This is a genomic window from Pseudomonas sp. DW-iso3, assembly GCF_058725305.1.
In genome coordinates this window covers 182,738-208,768 of record NZ_JBZXDZ010000004.1, presented here as the reverse complement: position 1 = coordinate 208,768, position 26,031 = coordinate 182,738, and the positions used below count along the sequence as shown (strand labels likewise).

24 protein-coding genes are annotated in these 26,031 nt (G+C 62.3%); 9 read left to right on the top strand and 15 right to left on the bottom strand.

The window, feature by feature from the left end; translation table 11 throughout:
- The first annotated feature begins 63 nt into the window (after positions 1-63).
- Positions 64-363 carry a hypothetical protein gene (locus tag AC4PS7_RS13160; protein WP_010211164.1) on the top strand — a complete coding sequence of 100 codons (300 nt, stop codon included), beginning with the start codon at positions 64-66 and terminating at the stop codon, positions 361-363.
- Between the two features lie 131 nt (positions 364-494).
- Here AC4PS7_RS13160 and AC4PS7_RS13155 read toward each other — a convergent pair whose 3' ends face one another.
- Positions 495-1,562 carry an NAD(P)-dependent alcohol dehydrogenase gene (locus tag AC4PS7_RS13155; protein WP_010211165.1) on the bottom strand — a complete coding sequence of 356 codons (1,068 nt, stop codon included), beginning with the start codon at positions 1,560-1,562 and terminating at the stop codon, positions 495-497.
- Between the two features lie 147 nt (positions 1,563-1,709).
- Here AC4PS7_RS13155 and AC4PS7_RS13150 point away from each other — a divergent pair, with 147 nt between their 5' ends.
- The 3 genes from AC4PS7_RS13150 to AC4PS7_RS13140 all read left to right on the top strand — a co-directional run bounded on the left by AC4PS7_RS13150 (position 1,710) and on the right by AC4PS7_RS13140 (position 4,900).
- Positions 1,710-2,606 carry a VOC family protein gene (locus AC4PS7_RS13150; protein ID WP_029529174.1) on the top strand — a complete coding sequence of 299 codons (897 nt, stop codon included), beginning with the start codon at positions 1,710-1,712 and terminating at the stop codon, positions 2,604-2,606.
- Positions 2,603-3,994 carry an alginate export family protein gene (locus AC4PS7_RS13145; protein ID WP_010211167.1) on the top strand — a complete coding sequence of 464 codons (1,392 nt, stop codon included), beginning with the start codon at positions 2,603-2,605 and terminating at the stop codon, positions 3,992-3,994. The genes AC4PS7_RS13150 and AC4PS7_RS13145 overlap by 4 nt, the downstream gene beginning before the upstream one ends.
- An 87-nt stretch (positions 3,995-4,081) precedes the next feature.
- Entirely contained in the window at positions 4,082-4,900 is an 819-nt protein-coding gene (locus tag AC4PS7_RS13140) for an alpha/beta fold hydrolase (protein ID WP_010211168.1), read from the top strand.
- 55 nt (positions 4,901-4,955) lie between these two features.
- Here AC4PS7_RS13140 and AC4PS7_RS13135 read toward each other — a convergent pair whose 3' ends face one another.
- Both AC4PS7_RS13135 and AC4PS7_RS13130 read right to left on the bottom strand, forming a co-directional pair.
- Positions 4,956-5,342 (bottom strand): DoxX family protein, encoded by a 387-nt coding sequence (locus tag AC4PS7_RS13135; protein WP_010211169.1) that lies wholly within the window; start codon positions 5,340-5,342, stop codon positions 4,956-4,958.
- Positions 5,343-5,443: 101 nt separating this feature from the next.
- Positions 5,444-6,319 (bottom strand): LysR family transcriptional regulator, encoded by an 876-nt coding sequence (locus tag AC4PS7_RS13130; protein ID WP_492179469.1) that lies wholly within the window; start codon positions 6,317-6,319, stop codon positions 5,444-5,446.
- 112 nt (positions 6,320-6,431) lie between these two features.
- Here AC4PS7_RS13130 and AC4PS7_RS13125 point away from each other — a divergent pair, with 112 nt between their 5' ends.
- Positions 6,432-7,664 (top strand): YbfB/YjiJ family MFS transporter, encoded by a 1,233-nt coding sequence (locus tag AC4PS7_RS13125; protein WP_236266781.1) that lies wholly within the window; start codon positions 6,432-6,434, stop codon positions 7,662-7,664.
- On the top strand, positions 7,661-8,659 hold the full coding sequence (locus AC4PS7_RS13120; protein WP_021493320.1) for an NAD(P)H-quinone oxidoreductase: 999 nt from the start codon (positions 7,661-7,663) through the stop codon (positions 8,657-8,659). The genes AC4PS7_RS13125 and AC4PS7_RS13120 overlap by 4 nt, the downstream gene beginning before the upstream one ends.
- A 74-nt stretch (positions 8,660-8,733) precedes the next feature.
- Here AC4PS7_RS13120 and AC4PS7_RS13115 read toward each other — a convergent pair whose 3' ends face one another.
- The 3 genes from AC4PS7_RS13115 to AC4PS7_RS13105 all read right to left on the bottom strand — a co-directional run bounded on the left by AC4PS7_RS13115 (position 8,734) and on the right by AC4PS7_RS13105 (position 11,241).
- Positions 8,734-9,858 (bottom strand): alkene reductase, encoded by a 1,125-nt coding sequence (locus AC4PS7_RS13115; protein WP_010211174.1) that lies wholly within the window; start codon positions 9,856-9,858, stop codon positions 8,734-8,736.
- A gap of 79 nt (positions 9,859-9,937) precedes the next feature.
- The gene (locus AC4PS7_RS13110) at positions 9,938-10,615 is read right to left on the bottom strand and encodes a type 1 glutamine amidotransferase domain-containing protein (RefSeq protein ID WP_010211175.1); all 678 of its coding nucleotides are present in this window, start codon (positions 10,613-10,615) and stop codon (positions 9,938-9,940) included.
- Complete coding sequence (locus AC4PS7_RS13105) at positions 10,612-11,241, bottom strand: TetR/AcrR family transcriptional regulator (RefSeq protein ID WP_010211176.1); 630 nt, start codon at positions 11,239-11,241, stop codon at positions 10,612-10,614. The genes AC4PS7_RS13110 and AC4PS7_RS13105 overlap by 4 nt, the downstream gene beginning before the upstream one ends.
- Before the next feature lie 173 nt (positions 11,242-11,414).
- Between AC4PS7_RS13105 and AC4PS7_RS13100 the strand changes: the two genes are divergently transcribed.
- Entirely contained in the window at positions 11,415-12,353 is a 939-nt protein-coding gene (locus tag AC4PS7_RS13100) for a GlxA family transcriptional regulator (RefSeq protein WP_010211178.1), read from the top strand.
- Here AC4PS7_RS13100 and AC4PS7_RS13095 read toward each other — a convergent pair.
- From AC4PS7_RS13095 to AC4PS7_RS13085, 3 genes are read right to left on the bottom strand one after another with little or no spacing between them, the layout of a single operon-like run.
- Positions 12,340-13,761 carry an aldehyde dehydrogenase family protein gene (locus tag AC4PS7_RS13095; RefSeq protein WP_492179468.1) on the bottom strand — a complete coding sequence of 474 codons (1,422 nt, stop codon included), beginning with the start codon at positions 13,759-13,761 and terminating at the stop codon, positions 12,340-12,342. The genes AC4PS7_RS13100 and AC4PS7_RS13095 overlap by 14 nt on opposite strands.
- Positions 13,758-15,053, bottom strand: coding sequence for an omega-aminotransferase AptA (gene aptA / locus AC4PS7_RS13090; protein ID WP_106119654.1), 1,296 nt, complete (start codon positions 15,051-15,053; stop codon positions 13,758-13,760). The genes AC4PS7_RS13095 and aptA overlap by 4 nt, the downstream gene beginning before the upstream one ends.
- A gap of 12 nt (positions 15,054-15,065) precedes the next feature.
- Positions 15,066-16,571: a serine hydrolase domain-containing protein gene (locus AC4PS7_RS13085; RefSeq protein WP_485621418.1), complete on the bottom strand. Its 1,506-nt coding sequence runs from the start codon at positions 16,569-16,571 to the stop codon at positions 15,066-15,068.
- Positions 16,572-16,712: 141 nt separating this feature from the next.
- On the opposite strand from AC4PS7_RS13085, the gene AC4PS7_RS13080 reads away from it, so the two are divergent.
- Positions 16,713-17,591, top strand: coding sequence for a GntR family transcriptional regulator (locus tag AC4PS7_RS13080; RefSeq protein ID WP_010211184.1), 879 nt, complete (start codon positions 16,713-16,715; stop codon positions 17,589-17,591).
- Between the two features lie 170 nt (positions 17,592-17,761).
- Here AC4PS7_RS13080 and AC4PS7_RS13075 read toward each other — a convergent pair whose 3' ends face one another.
- The 6 genes from AC4PS7_RS13075 to AC4PS7_RS13050 all read right to left on the bottom strand — a co-directional run bounded on the left by AC4PS7_RS13075 (position 17,762) and on the right by AC4PS7_RS13050 (position 24,913).
- Positions 17,762-19,000 (bottom strand): OprD family porin, encoded by a 1,239-nt coding sequence (locus tag AC4PS7_RS13075; protein ID WP_492179536.1) that lies wholly within the window; start codon positions 18,998-19,000, stop codon positions 17,762-17,764.
- 156 nt (positions 19,001-19,156) lie between these two features.
- The gene (locus tag AC4PS7_RS13070; RefSeq protein ID WP_176332109.1) at positions 19,157-20,785 is read right to left on the bottom strand and encodes an ABC transporter ATP-binding protein; all 1,629 of its coding nucleotides are present in this window, start codon (positions 20,783-20,785) and stop codon (positions 19,157-19,159) included.
- Between the two features lie 2 nt (positions 20,786-20,787).
- Positions 20,788-21,642 (bottom strand): ABC transporter permease, encoded by an 855-nt coding sequence (locus AC4PS7_RS13065; protein ID WP_010211188.1) that lies wholly within the window; start codon positions 21,640-21,642, stop codon positions 20,788-20,790.
- Positions 21,639-22,580, bottom strand: a complete 942-nt coding sequence (locus AC4PS7_RS13060; protein ID WP_010211189.1) for an ABC transporter permease — start codon at positions 22,578-22,580, stop codon at positions 21,639-21,641. The genes AC4PS7_RS13065 and AC4PS7_RS13060 overlap by 4 nt, the downstream gene beginning before the upstream one ends.
- Before the next feature lie 13 nt (positions 22,581-22,593).
- Complete coding sequence (locus tag AC4PS7_RS13055; RefSeq protein WP_010211190.1) at positions 22,594-24,150, bottom strand: ABC transporter substrate-binding protein; 1,557 nt, start codon at positions 24,148-24,150, stop codon at positions 22,594-22,596.
- A 256-nt stretch (positions 24,151-24,406) separates the two neighbouring features.
- Complete coding sequence (locus AC4PS7_RS13050; protein ID WP_010211191.1) at positions 24,407-24,913, bottom strand: GNAT family N-acetyltransferase; 507 nt, start codon at positions 24,911-24,913, stop codon at positions 24,407-24,409.
- 180 nt (positions 24,914-25,093) lie between these two features.
- Between AC4PS7_RS13050 and AC4PS7_RS13045 the strand changes: the two genes are divergently transcribed.
- Positions 25,094-25,963: an undecaprenyl-diphosphate phosphatase gene (locus AC4PS7_RS13045; protein ID WP_010211192.1), complete on the top strand. Its 870-nt coding sequence runs from the start codon at positions 25,094-25,096 to the stop codon at positions 25,961-25,963.
- Positions 25,964-26,031 lie beyond the last annotated feature (68 nt).

Below are 26,031 nucleotides of genomic sequence, written 5' to 3'. Positions count from 1 at the left end.
GCCTGCTGCACTACACTTTGCAGCCTTATCGGCCCACTCCTTCGGGCCCGCCAGGAGGCCCTGATGAAAGCGTTACCGTCCCTTGTCAGCCTGTTGCTGTGCGCCGCTCTGCCCTTACTCGCTCATGCCGACAATTGCGCAGAGGTCACGGTGGATGGCTATAAGGCGCCCGACTATGGCTGCCTTAGCCAACAGATGGGTAATGACACGAATGCCACAAAGGCGACGCAGAAAAACCGCGAGGCGCAGAATATTTCCATCGAGAAGCGCCCGCCCAATAAGGTCGGTTTAGCCACCCCGGCGGCGACCAGCGTGCGTATGGGCAACACGTTCAGTACGTCGGTGAAGCCGCAGCGGCCTTGAGCCGTGAGTAGACATATAAAAAATATGGGAGGGAGCTTGCTCGCGAATGCGGTGGGTCAGTTACACATACGTTAACTGACACCCACCCTTCGCGAGCAAGCCCGCTCCCACCTTTGGACACGCAGTGTGTATCAGGCCGCGTGGCTTTCCTTCTTCAAGCTGTCCATATCAATCACAAACCGATACTTCACATCGCCCTTGAGCATCCGCTCATACGCCTCGTTGATGCCCTGGATGTCGATCATTTCGATGTCCGAGACAATCCCGTGCCTGGCGCAAAAGTCCAGCATGTCCTGGGTTTCCTGGATGCCGCCAATCAGCGACCCGGCCAGGCCGCGGCGCTTGAAGATCAGGTTGAACACCGTCGGCGACGGGTGCGGGCTGTCGGGGGCGCCGACCAGGGTCATGGTGCCGTCACGCTTGAGCAGGTTGAGGAAGGCATCGAGGTTGTGCGGAGCGGCGACAGTGTTGAGGATGAAATCCAGGCTGTTGGCGACCTTGGCCATTTCGTCCGGGTTCTTTGACACCACCACTTGATCGGCGCCCAGGCGCAGGCCGTCTTCACGTTTGTTCGGCGACGTGGTGAACAGCGTGACGTGCGCGCCCATCGCATGGGCGATCTTCACGGCCATATGCCCAAGCCCACCAAGGCCTACCACCCCGACCTTTTTGCCGGGGCCGACCTTCCAGTGATGCAACGGCGAATAGGTGGTGATACCCGCGCACAGCAACGGCGCCACGGCGGCCAGGTTGGAATCATCGTGGGAGATGCGCAGCACGAACTTCTCCTTGACCACGATGCTGTCCGAATAGCCGCCAAAGGTATTTTCACCGCCGAACACCGGGCCGTTGTAGGTGCCGGTAAAGCCGTTCTCGCAGTATTGCTCCTCGCCCTCGGCGCAGGACGCGCAGTGCTGGCAGCTGTCGACCATGCAGCCGACACCGGCCAAATCACCGACTTTGAACGTGCTGACATTGGTGCCCACCGCCGTGACACGGCCAACGATTTCATGGCCGGGCACGGAGGGGTACAGAGTGTTGTTCCATTCGTTGCGGGCGGTGTGCAGATCGGAGTGGCACACGCCGCAATAGAGAATATCGATTTGTACGTCATCCGCCCCCGGCGCACGGCGCTCGAAGGTAAAGGGCTTGAGGGAATCCTTGGCATTCTGGGCGGCGTAGCTGTAAGTCTTGGCCATTACGTTCACCTGTGTAATCGGATGCTTGAAGTCAGATGACTAGCATAGACGCTGAATCGTTCAATCAAGCACGCCTGTACAATTCGCACCGCCGCCTCGTCCCTAAGCTCATGGCTTCGATCCGATAGACAGTGCTGGAGAGTGGGCATGTGTAAACGAGTGATGAAGGTTTCCCTGGCACTGACGCTGCTGGCCGGCCAAATGATGGGCAGTGCGTTCGCGGCAACGCCCGCAGTGGCCGTGGCACCGCAATACGACACCAGCCATGTTTACGTAGCGCCGGCCGATGTCGACCGTTTTGCCCAGAGTTTCCTGGCCACCTTCGGCGGCAAAAGCACCCCCCAGGTGGTAGTAAATGTACTGCCGGTGCCGAGCAGCACCACCTCGCAATTGCTGCAAACCCCGGCGGGCACGGTGTCGTTGTTTGGTTTCACTACGCCGATCCCGCACCCGTTCGGCCAGGAGCGCAACGGTTACCTGGTCAAGGACATGGACCTGGCACTCAAGGCGGCCCGGGAAAACGGTGCGGCGGTGATCGTCAGCGACTTCCCGGATCCGATCGGGCGTGACGCGGTGGTGCAGTGGCCAGGCGGCGTGAACATGCAGCTCTACTGGCACACCAAGACCCCGGATTACGCCGCGTTCCAGACCGTGCCGGAAAACCGCGTGTACCTCAGCCCCGACCGTGCCGACAGCTTTATCAAGTCGTTCCTGGGCTTCTCCCACGGCAAAGTCCTGGCCGATGACAAACACGCGCGTGGCGTGGATATCGGTCAAGCCAGCGGCAGCTATCGTCGTGTCGACATCGAGTCGCCGTTCGGGCGCATGGCAGTGCTGGTCACCAACGGGCAACTGCCCTACCCGTTCGGCCATGAAACCACCGGCTATCAAGTGGCTGACCTGACGGCCACCTTGGGCAAGGCCACCGGCTCCGGCGCCAAAGTGGTGGTGCCCGCCTTCGACAGTAAAGACCGTCGCAGTGCGTTGGTCGAGTTCCCGGGCGGTTACGTCGCCGAGATCCATCAACTCAACGCGGCAAAATGACCCGTCGCACAGGCTGGGGCCTGGCCGTGCTGTGGCCGCTGCTCGCCGGCAGCGTCCACGCCGATGAGCAAGCGACACGCCCGGCCATCAAGGCCAATCGCTGGCAGGAAGACTGGTCGGTACTGCAAAACCCGGCGCTGCGCACGCAACCGCTGGACAGCTTGAAGTACATCCCGTTGTCAGGTGCCAACCCGTTTACCTACCTGTCTCTGGGCGCGACCCTGCGCGAGCGCTTCGAGATGAACGATGCCAGTGGTTTCGGCGTGCGCGATGTGAAGCGTGATCGCTACCTGATCCAACGCTTCCAGGTGCATGCCGACCTGCATCTGAACGAAAACTGGCGAGTGTTCACCCAGCTCGAAGATGTGCGTGCGTATGACAAGACGACGATCGGCGGCGCCGACCAGAATCGCGTCGACCTGCGCCTGGCCTTTGCCGAGTACGTCAATGCCTTCAGCAGCGGCACGCTGAAGGCACGTGTCGGGCGTCAGGATTTCGCCTTCGACCTGCAGCGCTTCATCTCATCGCGGGACGGCCCGAATGTGCGGCAATCCTTCGACGCGCTGTGGGCCGACTGGGAGACATCCAACTGGCGCTTTATCGGGATTGCCAGCCAGCCGGTGCAGTATCAGGACGGGCGGCACTTCGACGACAAGTCCAACAGCGACGCGCGCTTCCACATGGTGCGGGTCGAGCGCCTGGTGGGCGGCAAGAACGAGCTGTCGGCCTACTACGGCGTGTATGAACGCAGCGCGGCGCATTACCTGGACGCAGACGGCGACGAAACCCGCCACCTGTTCGACGCACGCCTGGGTGGCGCGGCCATGGGCTTTGACTGGGACGTCGAAGCGATGCTGCAAAGTGGTTCGGTGGGCAACAAGGATATCCGCGCCTGGGCCGGTGGCAGTCGCACCGGCTATACCTTCGACAGCCTGGCCTGGAAACCGCGCCTGGGCCTGCAACTGGACATCGCCTCGGGCGACCGTAAGACCGGGGATGGCACTGTCGGTACGTTCAACCCGCTGTTCCCCAACGGCTACTACTTTTCCCTGGCGGGCTACACGGGCTACAGCAACCTGATTCACGTCAAGCCGTCGATCACCGTCAAGCCGATCGACAAGCTCAGCGTGCAAACCGCCATCGGCCTGCTCTGGCGCCAAACCACCAGCGATGCGGTGTACACCCAGCCCAACTTGCCGGTGGCCGGCACCGCAGGCCAGGGTGATCGCTGGACCGGTGCCTACGCGCAATTGCGCACCGACTATGTGTTCAGCCCCAACCTCACCGGCGCCGTCGAGGCCGTGCACTACGACGTCGGCCAGACCCTGCGTGATGCCGGTGGTGATGACAGCAATTACCTGGGGGTCGAGCTGAAATTTAGCTGGTAGACCCAACCAAGCACACCCGTACAAGCCCCGCGTACGGTTTACACCAATAGTGACGCTGAGCTTTTTTCGCTACCCAAGGAGTTTTCCATGAGCACTTTTGTTGCCAAAGACGGTACCCAGATCTACTTCAAGGACTGGGGCAGCGGTAAGCCCGTGCTGTTCAGCCACGGCTGGCCACTGGACGCCGACATGTGGGAATACCAGATGGAATACCTCAGCAGCCGTGGCTTTCGCACCATCGCGTTCGACCGCCGTGGCTTCGGCCGCTCTGACCAGCCGTGGACCGGTAACGACTACAACACCTTCGCCGACGATATCGCGCAGTTGATCGAACACCTGGACCTCAAGGACGTGACCCTGGTGGGCTTCTCCATGGGCGGCGGCGACGTGGCGCGTTATATCGCGCGCCACGGCAGTGCTCGCGTTGCCGGCCTGGTGCTGCTGGGTGCGGTCACGCCGATCTTCGGCCAGAAACCAGACTACCCGCAAGGCGTGCCCAAAGACGTGTTCGACGGCATCAAGGCCGGCCTGCTGAAGGACCGCGCGCAATTTATCAGCGATTTCAACACACCGTTCTTCGGCATCAACAAGGGCCAGACGGTCTCTGAAGGCGTACTGACCCAAACGCTGCAAATCGCGATGCTGGCGTCCCTCAAATCGACCGTGGATTGCGTCACCGCCTTCTCCGAGACCGACTTCCGCCCGGACATGGCCAAGATCGACGTACCGACCCTGGTCATCCACGGGGACGGCGACCAGATCGTACCGTTCGAGACCACCGGCAAAGTCGCCGCGGCCTCGATCAAAGGCGCCGAACTGAAAGTCTACAAAGAGGCGCCACACGGATTCGCCGTGACCCATGCCCAGGCCTTGAATGAAGACCTGCTGGCGTTCCTGAACCGCTGAAATACCTGTACCACCCTCTCCTTATTTCGGCCGGGCTTGCCCGGCCTTTTTTTGCTCAAGAGAAACGTTGGTTCAATACCAGCCGCCCCGGCCCGGCAATCAGTACACTGGTGAAGATGATCAACAACAGCCAGCCGAATTGCCCCTCAAACAACGTCCACTCCGGGTGCACCACCAGCATGGCGATCAACAGCACCGCCAGGATCGGCAGGCACGCCAGGCGCACCAACACCCCCGCAACGATCAACAAAGGGCACAGCACTTCGGCGAAAATCGCCAGCAACAGCGTGACGTGCGCCCCCAAGTGAAACGGGTCTTCGATCACCTTCAGCTGTTCGCTGTAGTTCAACACCTTGGGCAAACCGTGTACCCAAAGCAGGAACAGCGCCCCGCTGCCCCGCAGAAACAACAGCCCAATATCCTGAGTTTTTGATTCGTTCATAAGCGACCTGCCTGGGTGAACACCGCCGGCACCTGCGCGACGGTGATATCGGAGGCGATTGTGGGCCCGCCACACCACAGGAAATTGCAAGCCTGTGCTGACTACTCCCCCGTGCCCGCAAATGCCGCGACAATTTCATCGATCACCACCCGCACCCGTGCGGTATGGCGCAGGTCGGCGTGGGTCACCAGCCACACGTCATACGGCAAGGGCCGCGTGCGCTCGGGCCACAGACGCACCAGCCCATCACGTTCGCCGGTGTACACCGGGATCTCGCCGACGCCGATGCCGGCCGCAATGGAGCGGCGCACCAGCAGGCTGGAACTCAAGGCCGCGACAATGCGTCCGCGCCCCGGGGGCTCAGCGACCAGGGTCATGTCCTTCTGGCTTTGCAGGTAGGGTTGATAGACGACCAGGTCATGGCCTTCGAACAGGCTTCCCTGCTCCGGCACGCCGTGGCGGTCGATGTAGTCCTGAGAGGCAAACAGCCCTACCGGCCAGCGTGCAATGCGCCGGGCGATCAGGTCGGGGTTGTCCGGGCGGGTGTTGCGCACGGCGATATCGGCTTCGCGCTTGGCCAGGCTGAGGATCTGGGTGGAGGCATCCAGTTGCACGCGCACGTCGGGGTGTTTGTCGTGCAGGCGTGCAATCGACGGAATCAGGAAGTCGATGGCCAGGGAGTCGGTGGTGCTGACCCGCACGGTGCCGGTCAGGCGGTCATCCAGGCCCTGGATCTGGCGCTCCAGGTCGATGGCTGAGCGTTCCATTTTCTCCACCGAGAGCAACGCGGCTTCGCCTACTGCCGTGAGTGCGTAACCTTCGGACGTGCGCAGAAACAAGGTGGCGCTCAAGGACTTTTCCAGCGCGTTGACCCGCCGACCCACCGTGGCCTGATCCACGCCCAACACCCGTGCGGCGCCGCGCAGTGTGGATTCGCGGCAGACCGCCAGAAAGACCCGTGCATCATCCCAATTCATGCCTGCTCCTCGTGATGCATATATGCATCGGTGTGCCGTTTAATCGCAGCATTATTGCATCAGAAAACCCGGATATGCTGGGCGCCAGAGAAAAATACCCGGGACCGCCATCATGCTCGACACACACGCCCCACCCCGCAGCTCAGTCTGGCTGCCCATCTTTGCCGGCCTCTGCGCCAGCCTGGTCAGTATCGGCCTGGCGCGGTTCGCCTATACGCCGTTGATCCCGACCTTGATCCAGGCGCAGTGGTTTTCCGCCAATGATGTGGTCTACCTCGGCGCCGCCAACCTGGTGGGTTACCTGATCGGCGCGCTGCTCGGCCGCCCCATCGCCCAGCGCACCTCGAACAAGACCGCGCTGCGCATGATGATGGTGGCGGTGACCCTGGCGTTCTTCGCCTGTGGCTTCCCGTTTTCGGTGGTGTGGTTCTTCGCCTGGCGGCTGCTGTCGGGGATTGCCGGTGGCGCGATCATGGTGTTGGTGGCGGCGACCGTGTTGCCCCACGTACCGGCGGCACGCCGTGGCTTGGCCAGCGGCGCGATCTTCCTCGGTATCGGCCTGGGCATTGCTGGCTCCGGCACCCTCGTACCGCCCTTGTTGAACCTGGGTTTGCAACAGACCTGGTTTGGCCTGGGCCTATTGGCGCTGGTGTTGACGGGCGCCAGCTGGTTCGCCTGGCCCACCGGCACACTGCATGAAGCAGCGGCCCCCACGGGCACTTCAGCGCGGACACCCTCCGGCGTGTACCTGCTGTTTGCCCAGTACGCCTTCATGGCCGCGGGCCTGGTGCCGGCGATGGTGTTCCTGGTCGATTACGTGGCCCGAGGCCTGGGTGACGGTGCGCATATCGGCGCGATGATCTGGGTAATGTACGGCCTGGGCGCGATTGTAGGGCCGGTGACCTACGGGTTCCTCGCCGACAAACTCGGTGCCCGCTTGAGTATCCGCGTGGTGCTGGTGGTGCAGGCGATTGCGGTCGGCCTGTTGCCGTTTACCGGCTCCTTTACCGCCCTGGCGGTGCTCGCGGTGGTCCTCGGTTCCTTCCCGCCAGGTATCGTGCCGCTGGCACTGGCGCGGGTGCATGAACTGCTGCCCAACCATCATCAGCAACACGTGGCGTGGAGCCGCGCCACGGTGTCCTTCGCGACGTTCCAGGCGCTGTCCGGGTTTGCCTACTCGGCGCTGTTCAACAGCAGCGGCGGCCAGCATGCGCTGTTGTTCATGATCGCTGCCGGGGCCATTGTGGTCGCATTGGCACTGGAACTCGGCATGATTGTGCTGAACCGTCGGCCGCTCGACACGGTCCCAACCCATACGCTCATCGCTGCAGGTAATCTGAAATGACGCTTCCTCAAGAAATGACCCTGATCGAAATCACCACCCCCGGCGGGCCTGAGGTGCTGCAACCACGCCACGCCGAGGTGCCTGTCGCAGGCCCCGGCGAGATCCTGATCCGCGTGCATGCCGCCGGGGTCAACCGGCCTGACGCCCTGCAACGCGCCGGCAAGTACCCGATGAAACCGGGCTTCAGTCCGATTCCAGGGTTGGAAGTAGCCGGTGAAGTCGTGGCGCTGGGCGAAGGCGTGAGCGAATACCAGTTGGGCGACAAAGTCTGTGCTCTGACCAATGGCGGTGGCTACGCGCAGTTTTGCAGCGTGCCGGCCAGTCAGGCCCTGCCCATTCCTGAAGGCATGGATTGGATTCAAGCTGCTGCGGTACCGGAAACGTTCTTCACCGTATGGGCCAACCTGTTCGGCCTCGGCGATGCGCACACCGGCCAGCGCGTGCTGATCCATGGCGGCACCAGCGGTATCGGCACCACCGCACTGATGCTGTGCCGCGAGTTCGGCATCCAGGCCTTCGCCACCGCTGGCAGCGCCGATAAGTGTGCAGCGATTGCCAAGCTGGGCGCCGAGCCCATCAATTATCGCGAGCAGGATTTTGCCGACGTCATTGCGCAGCAGACCGACAATCAGGGCGTCGATGTGATCCTCGACATCATGGGCGCCTCGTACTTCAACAACAACCTCAAGGCCCTGGCCATGGACGGTCACCTGGTGATGCTGGGGTTCCTGGGAGGCGGCAAGGCCAATGATGTCGACCTGCTGAGCATCCTCGCCAAACGTGCGGTGATTACCGGCTCACTCCTGCGGGCACGCAGCAAAGACGAAAAAGCCGCCATCGCCGAGCAACTGCGCGAATACATCTGGCCGGTGCTGGCCGCCGGGCGTTGCTTGCCGATTATCGACAAGGTGTACGCCTACACCGACGCCGCCCAGGCCCATGCACGGATGGAGGGTGGGGATCATATTGGGAAGATTGTGTTGCGGGTGGAGTAACGCTGATCGTGGCCTTGTGAAGATCCAGTGTGGGAGCAGGCAAGCCAGCTCCCACATGGGTCAGCTTTGCGGGACTACTCGGCGTATACCGGGTAATCGATGTACCCCGCTGCCGTCCCGCCATATAAACCCTCGGCCTTCAGCGGATTCAACGGCCATCCGTTGAAAATCCGCTGCGGCAGGTCTGGGTTGGCAATGAACGGCCGCCCGAACGCGATCAAGTCCGCCAGCCCGGCTTCGACCAAATCAGCGCCGCGTTCAGCGGTGTAGCGGCCGGCGTAGATGATGCGCCCACTGAAGGTTTCGCGCACTGCGCGGCGGAACGATTCGGGCAATACCGGGGCGTTATCCCAGTCGGCTTCGGCAATGGACACATAGGCGATGCCCGACGCCTCCAGCACCTTGATCGCTTCGAGGTAGGTGTGGTGCGGGTCGTCTTCCACCAGGCCGATATACACCCGGTCCTGATCAGTGCCGCTGAACAGCGGTGAGAAACGCACCCCCAGGCGCTCTGGCCCGACCACTGCGCTGACGGCTTCGACGATCTCGCGCAGAAAGCGCAGGCGGTTGTGCAGCGAGCCACCGTATTCATCGTCACGCTGATTGGCGTGGGCCGAGATGAACTGGTTGACCAGGTATCCATTCGCCGAATGGATCTCTACCCCATCGAACCCGGCATCCAGCGCATTGCGCGCCGCCTGGGCGTAGTGCCCGACCAGTTCCTCGATCTCCAGGGTGGTCAAGGCACGCGGCACAGGCGGTTGCTTCAACTCACCCTCGCCCGGTGCCGTTTCGATGAAGGCCTTGGCCTGCAGCGCCTGGATTGCCGACGGTGCGACAGGTGCCGCGCCGTCTGGCTGCAAGGCGTTATGGGACACCCGGCCAACGTGCCACAGCTGGGCGAAGATCACCCCGCCTTCGGCGTGCACCGCGTCGGTGACCTTGCGCCAGCCGTCAATCTGCGCCGGGGTGTAGATGCCTGGCGTCCAGGCATAACCCTGGCCACGCGGTTCAATCTGTGTGCCTTCGCTGACCATGAAACCGGCACTGGCACGCTGGCGGTAATAGTCAGCCATCAAGTCGGTGGCGATATCACCCGGCTGGGCACTGCGCTGGCGTGTCAACGGCGGCAACACAATACGGTTGTTCAGCGTATGGTGACCCAGCTTTACTGGGGTATTAAGCACATTGTCAGTCATTCAATAATTTCCAAATTCTGGACGTGCTAAAGCATTGGCGACTTATAAAAGTCGCCAATGCAGTAAGCGGTTAGTTAAGTTAAGCGGTGAGTGTCAGCAGGGCTTTGGCGACGTCACTGGAACTACCAGGGTTTTGCCCGGTTACCAATAAACCATCGGTAATGACAAAGGATTGCCAGTCAGCACCTTTCTCATAAAGGCCGCCCAACCGCTTGAATTCATCTTCAACCAGGAACGGCACTACATCGGTCAGTTCCACCGCTGCCTCTTCCGAGTTGGAGAACCCGGTAACGCGACGCCCCTTGACCAACGGTTGACCATTGACCGCCTTGACGTGACGCAAGGCGCCCGGTGCATGGCAGACAAAGCCGATCGGCTTGCCAGCGCGCTCGAAGGACTCGATCAGGGCGATCGACACCGGCGACTCCGCCAGGTCCCACAGCGGGCCGTGGCCGCCTGGGTAGAACACGGTGTCGAAGTCATCGGCGTTGACCGAATCCAGCTTCAGCGTGGTCGCCAGGGCCTGTTGCGCAGCCGTATCGGCGGCGAAGCGGTGGGTCTGTTCGGTCTGGAAGTCCGGCTGGTCGCTTACCGGATCCAGAGGCGGCTGGCCGCCGGCCGGTGAAGCCAGCACAATCTCGGCACCGGCGTCCTTGAACGCGTAATAGGGGGCGGCAAACTCTTCGAGCCAGAAGCCGGTCTTGCGCCCGGTATCGCCGAGCTGGTCGTGAGAGGTCAGTACCATTAATACTTTCATTTTCCAGTGCCTCGATAAGTGTGGTTGTCAGTCTGTTCAGGCTGCCCCAACAACTGCCGGGTCAACCCCAGTGCCTCGTCGAAAGGCGCCGCTGTGCGGGTGATCTTGCTCATGACGCTGGTCCCCAGCCACAACGCATACAGGCGCTGGGCCAGGCTTTCGGGGTGTTGCGTAATGATGACCGAACCGTCGTCGACGCCCTGCTGCAAGGCCTCGGCGAGCAAGCCGATGGTGCGTGCGGTGCCGCGCTGCAGGGCCAGGCGCATCGGCTCTGAAAGGTCTGACACCTCGGCACCGAGTTTGACGGCAAGGCATTTGCCTGCATCGGTACAGCCGGTCTGGTTGTTGATCCAAGACTGCCAATAACGCATCAACTTGGCGTGAAGGGTTAAACCCGGCTGGTCGAACAATTGCTGCATGCCGTGCACGTAGTGGTCGAAGTAGTGGTCGAGCAATACGACGCCGAACGCATCTTTGGAGGTGAAGTAGTGATAAAACGAACCTTTGGGTACTTGGGCGGCTTGCAATATTTCGTTCAGGCCTACCGCAGAAAATCCTTTGCGACCGACAAGACGTTGCGCGGTATCCAGAATGGTCTGTTTTGCACTTTTGGTTTCGCTGTTCATGCTTCATCCCGTCCGATTAGACCAGTCGTCTAGTTCGTTGAGGGAATCTTAGGAGGCTGTCCAGACCCGCACAATGTCAGATCCGCAAGGATTCCGGACATGACGCGAAGGCAGTTGCCGTTTACCCGGCACGCGCCGACAATCCCCCTTCCCGCGCCCTTTGGAGAATGACGATGCACAGCGTTGCGCTGATGGTTTACCCGAACTTCCAATCCCTGAGCCTCAGCCTGGGTTCGGTGTTCGAGTGCGCGAACCTGCTGCGCGGCGAGCCGGCCTATGAATTTCATCTGGTCTCGGAGAGCGGCGGCGCGGTGATGACGTCCCAAGGGTTCTCGGTGAACACCACGCCGATCCGGCCGGAGGGTTACGACACCCTGATCGTCAGCGGCTACCTGGAATTCCGCCTGCCGGAAGCCAACCTGCTGGAACTGGTCAAGGCCGCCTCGGCCCAGTCGCGGCGCGTCGCCTCATTGTGCATGGGCATTTTCGTGCTGGCCGAAGCCGGCCTGCTGGAAGGCAAGCGCACCACCACCCACTGGATTCACGCCCCGGCCTTTCGCAAGCGCTACCCGGACATTCGCCTGGAAGAAGACAAGCTGTTTATCGTCGACGGCCACGTGTGGACCGGCGCCGGCATGAGTGCCGGCGTCGACCTGGCCTTGGCCATGGTGGAGAACGACTTGGGCAGCGACCTGGCACGCCGCATCGCGCGCAAGCTGGTGATCGCCCAGCGGCGTGGCAGTGAGCAATCGCAGTTGTCGGCGCTGTTGGAACTGGACCCGAAATCGGACCGCGTACAACTGGCCCTGGCCTACGCCCGCGAGAACCTGACCCACGATCTGTCCGTGGAAGCCCTGGCCGATGTCGCCCGCCTGAGTCCGCGCCAGTTCAGCCGAGTGTTCCGTGAAGAAACCGGGCAAACGCCGGCCAAGGCCATCGAGTCCCTTCGGGTAGAAGCCGCACGGGCGATGATGGAGACCAGTCGCCACCCGGTTGAGGTGGTGGCCCGCGAAACCGGGTTTGGGGATCGCGAGCGCATGCGCCAGGCGTTTTTAAGGGCATTTGGGCAACCGCCGCAGGTGATGCAGCAGGCGCTGTTTATCCCAGGTTAGGCTGATAGCCAAACAGCGATTTCACCTCCAGATAGTCCTCCAGGCCAAATACCCCCCACTCACGGCCATTACCGGACTGCTTGTACCCGCCAAAGGGCGCGCCGTTATCCGCCTTGCTGCCATTGAGATGGACCATCCCCGTGCGCAGACGGCGGGCGACCCTGCGCGCGCCTTCCAGCGTGCCGGCCGTGACGTAACCCGACAGGCCATAGGGGCTGTCATTGGCGATGGCAATCGCCTGTTCTTCGCTGTCGTAGGGAATGATCACCAACACCGGCCCGAACACCTCTTCGCGGGCAATCGGCAGGTCGGGGTGGACATCGGCAAAGACCGTGGGCCTCACGTAGAAGCCGCGGTTGATGCCTTGCGGCCGCCCTGCTCCACCGCATACGGGTGGGATGTCCACGGCCGCCAACAGCGCCTGCACCCGTTCGAACTGCGCCTGGTTGGCCAGGGGACCCATGGCAGTCGCTGGATTGCTATCGTCAAAGCAGACCTGCGCGGCAATCTCCTCGGCGATCGCCACCGCCCGCGCTTGCAAGGCCCGGGGCACCAGCAGGCGCGTCGGCGCATTGCAGGACTGGCCGCTGTTGCGAAAACAGCTGCTCACACCGTGTCGCACGGCAGCGTCCAGGTCCGCATCGGCAAGAATCAGGTTGGCCGACTTGCCGCCCAGCTCCTGAGAGACACGCTTGACCGTGTCCGCTGCCGCCTTGGCCACAGCGATGCCCGCGCCGGTGGAACCGGTAAACGAGACCATATCGATCCCGGCATGCCGGGCGATGCCGTCGCCCATCGTAGGACCGTCGCCATTGACCAGGTTGAACACGCCCTTGGGCACCCCGGCATGGTCCAGGATATCGGCCAGCAGCATCGCCGACAGCGGCGCCTTTTCACTGGGCTTGAGCACCATCGTGCAGCCCGCGGCCAGGGCCGGCGCGAGCTTGCAGGTGAGTTGGTTGAGTGGCCAGTTCCACGGTGTGATCAGGCCGCACACCCCTATCGGTTCGCGGCTGATCAGGGTGCTGTCGTGGGCGTATTCGAAGGCATATGTCTTGAGCACGTCATACGCACGCTGCAAGTGGCCCAACCCCGCGGGCACATGGGCACTGCGCGCCAGCGAGAGCGGCGCGCCCATTTCCTGGTGCACGCATTGCGCCAGGGCTTCGCTGTGCTGGCGATAGCCATCGATGATCGCCGCCAGCAGTTCCAGGCGTTGCTCGCGCGTCCATTGCCCATAGCTGTCGAAGGCCCGCCTGGCCGCGGTGACGGCGCGGTCGAGGTCGGCCAGGGTGCCGAGGCTGATGGTGGCGACGGTTCGCTCCGTCGTCGGGTCGACCACCGGCAAGGTGTCGCCGCCGAGGGGCTTGACCCACTGCCCGTCGATGTAAAAATCCAGGTGATTCATCGCGTCGCCTCAAGTGCCTTGCCCAAGGTGCTGAACACCTGCGCGACCTGTTCCTGGTTGATGATGAGTGGCGGCGACAGCACGATATTTTCGCCGGAGGCGCGCACCAGCACGCCCGCCTCGAAACACCGCTGGGCCACCTCTGCCGCCCGCGCTCCGGGGGCGCCCTCGCGGGGCTTGAGCTCGACCGCGCAAAGCAGGCCGATGGCACGCACATCCAGCACCAGCGCCTGCTCACGCAAGGCCAGCGCGGTGTTCTGCCACAACGGCGCAATCTGCCGCACATGCGCATTGAGGCCCAGCTCTTCGTGCACCTCCAGGGTCGCCAAACCGGCGGCGCAGGCCAGTGGATGGGCCGAATAGGTGTAACCGTGCATCAGCTCGATGGCCTGTTCCGGGCCTTGCATGAACGCCTCGTACACCGCGCCGCTGACCAGCACGCCGCCCATGGGCACCGCGCCGTTGGTGAGGCCCTTGGCCAAGGTCATCAAGTCCGGGGTGACGCCAAAGGCCTCGGCGGCGAATCCATGGCCCACGCGGCCGAAGCCAGTGATGACTTCATCGAAGATCAACAGCAGGCCGTGCCGATCACAGATCTCGCGCAGCTTTTGCAGGTAGCCCAGGGGCGGCGCGTAGACCCCACCCGAGCCGGTGACCGGTTCGACAATCACTGCCGCCACCGTAGCCGGGTCGTGTACTTCCAGTAAGTGCAGCAACGCATCCGCGTAATGCGCGCCCTGCTCCGGCTGGCCGAGGCTGAAACGCGAGCCAGCGTCATAGGGCAGCGGCAAGTGCGCCACGTCGCCGAGCAACGGCCCGAAGTCACGCTTCTGCCGGCCGATGCCCGACACCGACAGACCGCCAAACCCCATGCCGTGGTAACCCTTGGCGCGGCCGATCAGCTTGGTGCGCCGGCTATCGCCTCGGGCCTGATGATAGGCGCGCGCGATCTTCAAAGCGGTGTCCACGGCCTCGGAACCGGAGTTGGTAAAGAACACCTTGTCCAGGTTGGCCGGCGCTTTGGCAACCAACTGATCCGCCAGGGTCAGCGCCGCCGGGTGGCTCATTTTGAACGAGGACACAAAGTCCAGGCGCCCTGCCGCTTCGCGAATGGCCTCGACGATACGGGGCTGGCCATGCCCGGCATTGACGCACCACAACCCGGCCATCGCATCGAGCACATCGCGCCCTTCGGTGGTGGTGTAGTGCATGCCGGCGGCGCGGTCGAACAGCATCGGTTGGCGGTTGAAGGGGCGCATCGCGGTAAAGGGTGCCCACAGGGAAGAGGTCATCGGTTGTACTCCTTAAAGCGGGATTCGTGAGCCGATCAGGGTCGGGCGTTGCAGGGCACCGGCGTTGGTGTTGACGCCCCGGTCGAAACGCAGGCGCCCGTCTTGCACGCGGCCGGTAACGTGGTCGCCAAAGGCGGTTTCGACGAAGCGCCAGTCCATACGTAACTCACCTTCCGTGGACCAGCAGGCCTGCGCGACCACGGCGGTCTGTTCAGGCTGATACTGGTGGTGCAAGTAATTGCCGGTGAGGCTGGTGAGGGTCTCGATCGGCTGTCGGAAACCGGCGCGCACGTGATGAGTGCCGCGATGATCCACCAGGGTGAAATCGCAGTAATCCGCCTGGAAATCGAAGGCCACTTCGCGCACGCCATCCTCATTCGGTTCAATGGCGAAACGGCCCTGCAGTGCACGGCTGGCGGGCGAGCTTTGCAAACCCTGCAGCGTCGGCAGGCGCAGGCCGTCGATCAGCGCATCCAGTTGCGTCTGGCTGGCATTGGCATCAACGGCGGTACGCCCCAGCGCCGGGAACAGGTGCTGCCACAGCGCCGCGTGCAAACGCTTTTCCCCCAGGCGCAGGCCGCAGGTGAAGACAATCACCGTGTCCTGTTCCGGCAGCACCATGCACTGTTGGCCGAACACGCCCGAGGCGTAATAACCGCCGTGTTCGGTCATCCACCATTGGTAGCCATAGCCTTCACGCTGGGCTTCATTGGCTTTGTTCTTGTCGCGCGGCAGGTACTGCTTGCCGTCGAACTCACCCATCCACACGTCCTGCACCTGATTGCGCGTGGCCTCACTGACCCACTCTGGCGACAGCAACTGGCGCCCTTGCCATTGGCCGTGGTTGAGGTGCAACACGCCAAACTTCAACGAATCTTCGCTGGTGCAACTCAAGCCATTGCCTCCAGAGTTGAACCCACCGGGAGCCAGGTCCCACTCCAGGTGATCGAGGCCCAGATAGTCGAGGACGCGCGCCTGCAACAACGCGTGCATCGTCTGCCCAGTGACCTGGGTGACGATGGCCGACAACATGAAACTTGACGCACTGCTATAGATAAACGACTGCCCAGGTGGCTCGTCCACCGGCTCATTGAGAAAGGCTTCGACCCAGCTGCTTTGCAGGTTGCGCCAATCGCCGCCAGAAATGCCACGGGTGTGACCGGTGCGCATGGTCAGCAGGTCTTCCACGGTCATGGCCGCCAGGTTGGCGCTGATGGGTTGCGGGCACAGCTCGGGGAAAAAGCTCACCACCTTGGCATCGAGGCTCAAGCGACCGTCGTCGATCAGCAGGCCGATCGCCGTGGCCGTCCAGCTCTTGGTGGCCGAATGCTGCACGTGCAGGCGATGCGCCGAATAGGGCTGCCAGTACGCCTCGGCCACCACCGCACCCTGGCGATACAGCAGGAAACTGTGCAGCTCTAGGCCTTGCTCGGTCACGGCCTGGAGGAAGTCAACAACGCCGGCCGGGTCGACGCCGCGCTCATGGGGCAAGGCTCTGGGCAGCGGGATGTAGGTCATGATGGGTCCTCAATGATGTTTTTATATTTCAAATAGTGCAGATAAAGTTTTATTCGCTGCGGCCCTGATGTATTTGAGCCCCCTATAATTCAGTTTTTCCGGGTATCCTTGCCTCCCCTGTCACAGGAACGACCTCGCACCATGTCCCAACTCACCTCGCTGCAGACCAAAGTCGCCGGCCAGATCCTTGCCGCCATCGCCAGCGGCGACCTGCAACCCGGTCTGCACCTCAAGGAAGTGGAACTGGCCCAACGCCTGGGCGTCTCGCGCTCGCCCATCCGCAGCGCACTGGCGTACCTGGCCGAACAGAAAGCCATTGAGCCGCTGCCGCAACAGGGCTATCGCGTACCGCTGGAAACCACCGAAGGCTTGGCGCAGCACTTCACCGAGCTGCACAACGAAGAGGACGAGCTGTACACGCGGCTGATCGACGACCGTCTGAACCAGGTGCTGCCCGACCAGATCTCCGAGAGCGACCTGCTGCGCCGCTATGGGGTCGGCAAAAGCGTGCTGCGCCGCTGCCTGTTGCGCCTTTCCGACGAAGGCGTGATGCAACGCAAGCACGGACACGGCTGGCAGTTCCTGCCGACGCTGAATAGCCCGCAGACTCGCTTCGAGAGCTACCGCTTCCGCATGCTGCTGGAGCCAGCCGGGTTGCTGGAGCCGACCTTCAAGATCAACCCCGAACAATTCCGTCGTTGCCGCGAACGCCAGATGGAACTGCTGGAAGGCAAAGTCGATGGGCAACGCTTTATCGAATACAACGCCGAATTCCACGAACTGTTGGCGGCGGCATCGGGCAACGGCTACATCCTGCAGGCGATCCAGCAGCAGAACCGGTTGCGTCGACTGACCGAGTTCCACACCGTGAACAATCAGGAAAGGGTCAAGGTCTCGTGCTGTGAACACCTGGCGATTCTGGATGCCCTGGAGCAAGGCGATAACGAATGGGCGTCGACGCTGCTGCATCGACACCTGGATGTGGCGAGCAAGTTGCGCGTGGCACGCAACAAGGGATGAGGGGCGCGCGCCCATGCCCCTGACGGGCCCGACCCGGCCTCGAAGCACGCTCGAAACCGGCCAGACCTTAACCACACACGCAACCCCTGTCGCAATGGACATGTACACCGACAGACCGCCATCGCAGGCAAGCCAGCTCCCACACTCACACCACGTCGCCCCCACTTTCATTACCAAAGCGCCACGGTATAACCGACAATCACCCGGTTCTCATTCATATCCCGTAAATAGTTAGCCTTGCTCAACCCATTGCGCCAACGCAACGACACCCCTTTCAGCGTTCCAGACTGAAACACATACCCCAAATCAATATCCTGCTCCCACTCACGCCCCTCCCCCGCGAACCCCTTCACCTGCGCCTGATCACCCTTGGCCCAACGCGTTGAAAACGTCAGCCCCGGTACACCCAGCGCCGCAAAATCAAAGTCATAGCGCGCATGCCAGACCCGCTCATTGGTCTGCGAGAAATTACTCAACTGATACTCGGAAAACAGATAGGTATTGGTCCCGTCCACATAAGTAAACGGGGTGTCCCCATACTGCTCCTGATACCCCCCACCCAGACTGTGCCCCTTGTAGCTGAACATCGCCCGCGTACTCAGCGCACGGTTATCCACCTTGCCCGCCAGGCCAGCACCGGACTTGTCCGCATCGAAATAACGGATATCCGTCTTGAGCGTGCCACCGCCCAGGGCGAAGCTGTTTTTCAGCCCTACGAAATGCTGCTGGTAGATATCCTCCAACTGCGCAAAGTGGTAGCTCAACGTCATCCCCGGCGTGAGCTTGTAATCGCCACCGGCAAAGCGGAAACGATCACTCTTGGCGGTGCTTTTGTAGGCACCGCTCTGGCTGGTCAGCCCCATGTCTTCGTATTCGGTGGATTCGCGCTGCTTGGTCTGGTCGATCTGCCCGCCGATCAACGCCAGCCCGGCGATGTCCGTGGACGTCACCTGAGTGCCCCGGAAGGTCTGCGGGAACAGTCGGCTGGTGTTGGGCTGCAAGGTCGGCAGGTCCGGCAGCAGGTAACCGCTGCGCAGCTCGCTCTGGGCGAAGCGCACCTTGCCGGTCACGCCGTACTTGGAATACTCGTCATGGGCGCGCTTGGAATAGCTCGGCTTGCCCGGCGTGGCATCGTTGTCCCTGGACAACAGGCCGGAGCCGGAGCGGTCCGGGCTGGAATCGAGCTTGAGGCCGAGCATGCCTACCACGTCCACACCAAAGCCGACGGTGCCTTCGGTAAAGCCAGACTTGAGGTTGAGGATAAATCCCTGGGCCCATTCCTCACGCTTGGATTGCCCGGCGTCTTCACGGTAATCGCGGTTGAAGTAGTAGTTCTTGAGGTCCAGATCTGCCTTGCTGTCCTTGATGAAGTCAGCCTGGGCCGGGGCACACAGCAGCCCCCCGCTCATGAGGCCGACGCCCTTCAAGATCAGGTTGAGAGTGTTGTTGTGCATGTTCTTGGCTCCTGGCAGTCGTTATGGGTGAGTAGGTCTTATTGTTTTTTTGGGCACGACATTCCCCATCGCGCAGACGTGAGGGTCTGCGCGCCGGGTGAAATCAGGGGTTTAAATGGCCGGTCGTATTCGGTAGCCACCGTCCGGCAGTTGCTCCAGCGGGCTGGCGGCGGCCAGCAGTTGCCGGGTGTACGGGTGCTGCGGGTGATCGAAGATCTGCTCGCGCGCGCCCACTTCCACCACATTGCCCTGATGCATCACCGCAACCCGATGGGCAATGCGCTCCACCGCCGCCAGGTCATGGGAAATGAACAGGCAGGCAAAACCGTACTGCGCCTGCAGACGCTCGAACAGTTCGAGGATCTGTTTCTGGATAGTCATGTCCAGCGCCGAGATCGGTTCGTCGGCAATCACCAGTTGCGGGTGTCGCACCAATGCCCGGCCAATGGCGACGCGCTGGCGCTGGCCGCCGGAGAGCTGGTGGGGGAAACGCTCGACAAACTGCTCGCCCAGGCCGATGTCCTTGAGGGTTTGCGTTACCCGTTCACGGCGCTCGGCGGCATTCAGGCCAGGTTCGTGGCGCAACGGTTCGGCGAGGATTTCTCCGATTTTCATCCGCGGGTTCAGGGACGAATAGGGGTCCTGGAAGATCATCTGGCATTGCAGGCGATGGGTACGGTTGGCGGCCTTGAGGATGTCCACGCCTTTGAAGCGGATCGAGCCGGCACAGGGTTTGATCAGGCCCACCAGGGAACGCCCGAGGGTGGTCTTGCCCGAGCCGCTGCCGCCCACCAGCGCCAGGGTTTCGCCGGGGGCGATCACCAGGCTGGCGGAATGCACCACGCGGGTGTGCTGACGCTTGCCCCAGAACGTGGTCGGCCCAGGGTGTTCGATGCACACCTGATCCACTTCAACCAAAGGCTCGTTGCTGACCGGCAAAGGCGCCAGCACGCCCCGACGCGGCAACGCTTCCAACAGCTGGCGGGTGTACTCGGCCTTGGGCGCGAGCAGGATGTCTTCGATGCTGCCCTGCTCCACCGCCTTGCCGTGACGCATCACCACCACCTTGTGGGCGTACCGCGCTACCAGCGACAGGTCATGGCTGATAAACAGGATCGCGGTGCCCTGCTCGCGGGTCAGTTCGAGCATCAACTCGATCACGTCCAGTTGCGCCAGGCAGTCGAGGGCCGTGGTCGGTTCGTCGGCGATCAGCAAGGCCGGGCGCAGCAGCATCACCGAGGCCAACATGATGCGCTGGCGCATGCCACCGGAGAATTGGTGCGGATAGGACTCCAGGCAGCGCTCGGCGGCCTTGATGCCGATACGGCGCAACATGGTCAGGCAACGTTCGCGGATTTGTGGAGGGTCGAGGTCGGTGTGCAGCTTGAGCGCTTCGCTCATCTGTTGGCCGATTTTCAATGCCGGGTTGAGCGACACCATCGGTTCCTGGAACACCATGCCGATGCTGGCGCCGCGAATCGCACGCAGCGCTTCAGTGCTGACACTCGCCAGGTCGCGCCCCTGGAAATCCAGACGTCCGCCGCACACTTGCATCGGCAACGGCAGCAGGCCGATGGCCGCGCGGGCAGCCATGGTCTTGCCGCTGCCGGACTCCCCCACCAGCGCCACGATCTCACCCGGCGCGATGCTGAAACTCAGGTCATCCACCGCCAATGGGCCGTGTTCGCCCACACGGATCTTCAGGTGTTCGACGTTCAACAAAACAGGATCGGCGGACATGTTCACTTCCTCATCCGGGGGTCAAGACGATCACGCAGGGCGTCGCCAAACAGGTTGATCGCCAGCAATGTCAGGCAGATAAACAGCCCGGGGAACACCCCCAGCCAGGGTGCCGAAGCGATGTACGGCCGGCTGCTGGCAAGCATGTTGCCCCAGGTCGCCGCCGGCGGCGGTACGCCCAGGCCGAGGAAGCTCAGGGCGCTTTCCGACAGCAGCGCCCAGCCGAACATGCTGGTGGCCAGCACGCATAATGGCGCCAGGCAGTTCGGCGCGATGTGGCGCAGCATGGTGTACAGCTCGGAGTTGCCGATCACCCGCGAGGCTTCGATGTACTCCAGCTCACGCAGGGACAGTACGGTGCCGCGCACCACGCGCACCACCGACGGCGTGTAGGCGATGCCCAGGGCCAGCACGATGCCGTACTTGCTTGCGCCGATGATCGCCATAATGCCCAGCGCCATGAGGATGCCGGGAAAAGCCAGCAGCGCGTCGTTGAACATCATCAACACGCGGTCAGTCCAGCCGCGCAGGTAACCGGCAAGCATGCCAATCAAGGTGCCTGCCAGCACGGCAACGCTGACCGTCAACAGGCTCACCCACAAGCTGGTGCGCGCGCCAATCAACAGACGGCTGAACACATCGCGGCCAAATTCGTCGGTGCCCAGCCAGTGAGCAGCCGACGGGGCCTGGAAGCGCGACATCAGGTCGATCTTCAGCGGGTCGAACGGTGACCACACCAGCCCCATCAACGCCAGCGCAATCAACACCACCAGCAGCCCGCCACCGATCAAGGCGTTGGCCGGCGCCCACACGCGCCGACGCTTGGCCGCTACGGGCACGGCAATAGTCGAACTCATAACTTCACCCTTGGATCGAACAGCGGATAGAGCAGATCCACACACAGGTTGACCAGCACGTAGATAAAGGTGATCAGCAGCAAGCAGCCCTGCAGCACCGGATAATCGCGGGCGAAAATCGCGTCCACCATCAGCCGGCCGATGCCTGGCAGGGTGAACACGGTTTCGAGTACCGCGATGCCACCCAGCAGGTTGCCGAGAATCAGCCCCACCAGGGTCCAGGTCGGCGCGAAGGCGTTGGGCAACGCGTGTTTCCACAACACCGCGCGCTCCGACAAGCCCTTGGCCCGGGCATGGGCGATGTATTCCAGGCGCAGCACTTCGATGGTGCTGGCCCGCGCCATGCGGGTGATCGCGCCGACTTCCACCAGGGTCAAGGTCACCACCGGCAGCACCATGTAGCTCATGGCTTGCCACGGCGCCTGGGAGAAACTGACGTAGCCCACCACCGGCAACCAGCCGAGCTGGATGCCGAACGCGTGCAGCAACAGCAACCCGAGCCAGAAGCTGGGGATCGACAGCAGCAAGGTCGCGATGGACACCAGCCCCAGGTCGAGCGCGCTGTTCTGTTTCCACGCGGCAATTAGGCCAATGGGCACCGCGATCAGCGTGGCGAACAGCACAGCCACCAGCACGATGGTCGCGCTGACGCTGAAGCGGTCGAGAATCAGCGGCAACACAGCCTGCTTGGTGCTGATGGAAAACCCCAGGTCAAAGCTCAACACGGCCTTGAACCAGATCAGAAACTGCGTCACCAGCGAGTGATCCAGGCCGAGGGTGTGGCGCATGTCAGCCAGGCTTTGCGGGTCGGCCATGTCGCCGAGCATCAGCAGCGCCGGGTCACCCGGAATCAGACGGATCAGCGCGAACACCATCACTGAGATCAGCAACAGGGTGGGGACCGCCATGGCCAGTTTTTGCAGGATAAAACGCAACATGCTGGAGGCCCCGTTATTGCGCCGCGAGGCTGACGCCCCACAGCCGTGGCGACGACACCGGCCACGAATGGAAGCCCTTGACGCTGTCACGCAGCGCTGCGGCGACCGTGCCGTTGTAGATGATCACCATCGGCGTGTCGTGGATCATCATGGTGTGCAACTGGTCGAACAGCGCCTGGCGCTTGGCCGTGTCACTCTCGCGCACCGCGTCACGCAGCACCGCCTGGGCCTGTGGGTTGTCCCAGACCTTGCGCGGTTCCTTGGTCTTGTCGCCCATCAGCGAGTCGAAGCTGGTGGCCGGGTCCAGGCGCGAGGAGTAAGAGAACGCCATCATCTGGTAGTTGCCACTCTGGTAGCGTTCCAGTTGGGTGCCCCATTCCAGGGTTTCCATCTGGATGTTCAAGCCGCTGGCCACGGCCATCGCCTGGCTCAGCAGGCCCATGTCGAACATTTGCGAATAGCGTTTGTTGACGATCATCTTGATCGGCTGGCCGTGGTAGCCGGCCTCTTTCAACAGGCGCTGGGCTTCCTGCGGGTCATAGCGATAACCCTGCTTGGCGGTGGCGCTGTAGAACGGACTGGTTTGCGGGATCGCCGAGTTGTTCGGCTCGGAGGTGCCGTTGGAGAGCGCAGTGACCATCTGCCCGTAGTCGAGGGAATGGGCGATGGCCTGACGGATGCGCACATCCTTGAGCAGCGGGTCGTTGGTCTGGAACAGCAGGCCGCAGATGGCCATGATCGGGCTGAACGAGATCTGCACACCCGGCGTGGATTTCAGCTCTTGGGCGTCGCTGGCGCTGACGTTGGGCAACAGGTCGATGTTGTTGGACATCAAGGCGGCCTTGGCCGACGAAGGATCGGGAATCACCATGAAGCGCACGGCGTCGACCAGGGCGGTCTTCTTGCCGGTAAAGCCGTCCGGCCCGGCGTCATCGCGCGGGCTGTAGTCCTTGAAGCGCGACAGCACTACGTACTGTCCGGGCTTCCATTCGCCGAGGCTGAACGGGCCGGTGCCAATCGGCGCTTTCCAGCTGCCGTCCGCCGCCAGCGAGTCGGGGTGCAGGATGCCGCTGCCACCACAATCGGGGCGCGCCATCGAGGCCAGGAACAGGCCGCTGGGCTGGTCGAGATGGAAGACAACCGTGAGGGGGTCCGGGGTGTCGATGCCGGTGATTTTCGCCCCACCGCGGCCATCGAACTCTGCCAGGCAGCGCCATTGGGTCTTGGGGTTGAGGTAGCGTTCCCACGTCCACTTGACGTCCTGGGCGGTCAGCGTCGCACCGTTCTGGAAGTGCACCCTGTCGCGCAATGTGAAGGTGTAAGTCATGCCGTCGTCAGAGCGTTTGACCTCGCGGGCCAGCAACGGGCCGACGGAAGCGTCTTCACGGTGGGCCACCAGGCCCTCGACGATGTGCAGCATCACCGTGTCGGTATTTTCGTCACGGTTGACGCCGGGTTCGGTGCTACGGATATCGGCGTTCAGGCCGACACGCAAGGCGGTCTCGGCCTGCGCAAGGCCGGCGCCCAATGCAAGGGTGACGCACAGCGTTCCATTGAGTAAGCGATTCACGGGAGATGTTCTCCTTCGCTGAAAAGACCGGCCAGGGGCAGGAGCCGGCTTCAAGCCTGTGTTAGGTCGTTGTTGTTATGGCCTGATCGAAATCAGTACCGCGGATGTTTTTGTTTTTTTAAATTCGCCTGAACATATTCACAGCAAGCACCATCCTTGTAAATGTTTTTTTAAGCATATAAAAACATTGATGGCTAAGTCACAGGCAAAAAAAAGAGGCCGAAGCCTCTTTCAGGGATGAGCCGGCGCGCGTCAATCAGTGCAACGCCGCCCGCGTAATCAGGTAACTCACCAACTGCGGGTCATCCTCCAGCTCAATCGTCTGCACCGGACGCGGCAGGTTATCCAGCACCGTGCGCCAGAACGCCTGGGACACTTCGTCCTGATCATAGAAGCGCACCAGCCAATCGGCTTCGCCGCTGCACAGCACCTGGCTGGCGATGGCGCGGCCGATGCCTTTGCGGCGATAGCGCTTGAGGACGAACACGTCGGCCAGCTCCAGGGCGTCGATGCCCGGCAGCTCGCTGCCTTCGATCAACAGGAAACCAGCGATATAGCCATCCACCAGCAGCAGGTTGGCGCTCCATTGCGGGTCCTGCCAGTAACGGCTCAGGTGTTCGTCATGGATATAGAAACGGCCATCGGCCTCGACATCCTCCTGTTCCCAGTCAGAAGATTCATAGGCGTAGTACTGGTAAAGATTGCGGATCAGCTCGGCGTGCTCCGGGCCGGTCTGGATCAATTCGACGGTGACTTCGGGCATGAGACTCTCGGTGAAAAAACACAGGGCGCCATTGTTCACAAAACCTGGGAGCAGGCCAATAGAGCGGCCAACCTTTCTACTTGCTGAACCGATTGCAAATAGGTGTTGCCTGCCCCAACCCCCTGAAACATTTCGAATAAACTCCGCGAAATTGCCTCCCCTCTTTCAAGGACACGTATTGTGAGCAACGTCTGTTCCGCCGGCCTGGATGTAGGTTTTGCCTCCCTGGATTACCTGCAGATCTTCATCCTGGGCGTGATCCAGGGCATTACCGAGCTGCTGCCGGTGTCGTCCACCGCCCATATGCGCGTAGTACCCGCCCTGCTCGGCTGGCAGGACCCCGGCTCGGCGTTTTCCGCGGCCATGCAATTGGCGGCGCTGGCGGCGGTGGTCAGTTATTTCTGGCGCGATGTGCGCCAAGTGACCACCGGCAGCATCGGCGCGGTACGCCGAGGTGACTACAACGACCGCTGGTTCAAGCTGGCGGTGGCGATTGTGCTGGCGACCATCCCTATCGGCATTGCCGGCCTGGTGCTGTCTTCGACCCTGAATGCGTGCAACTCGCCGTTGCGCGGGCTGATGGTGATCGGCATTTCCTGCGTGGTCATGGCCGTGCTGCTGGCGGTGGCCGAAGTGCGCGCACGCCATACCCGAGAGGTTAGTGAGATGCGCCTGCGGGATGCGTTGATCGTGGGCATTGCACAGATTGGTGCGCTGATTCCGGGCGTCTCACGTTCCGGCTCCACCCTCACCGCCGCGCTGTTCCTCAACTTCAAGCGTGAAGAGGCCGCGCGGTTCTCGTTCCTGCTCGGCCTACCGGCCATCGCCCTCGCCGGCCTGAAGGAGCTGTGGGTGCTGTTGCATGCCGATATGCCCGCCCATGCCTGGCCGCATTTGCTGTTCGGCCTAGTGGTCGCGAGCATCTCGGCGTTCTTTGCGATCTGGGGCCTGATGAAGTTCCTGGAGCGGTTCTCCACCTGGCCGTTCGTGATCTATCGCGCGTTGCTGGGGATCTTCCTGATCGTGGCGGTCAGCACCGGCTTGCTGTAGGCGCGAGCTTGCCCGCGAAGCACACAAGGGCGGCGCCGCGTTATCGTTGACGACCTTCGCGAGCAAGC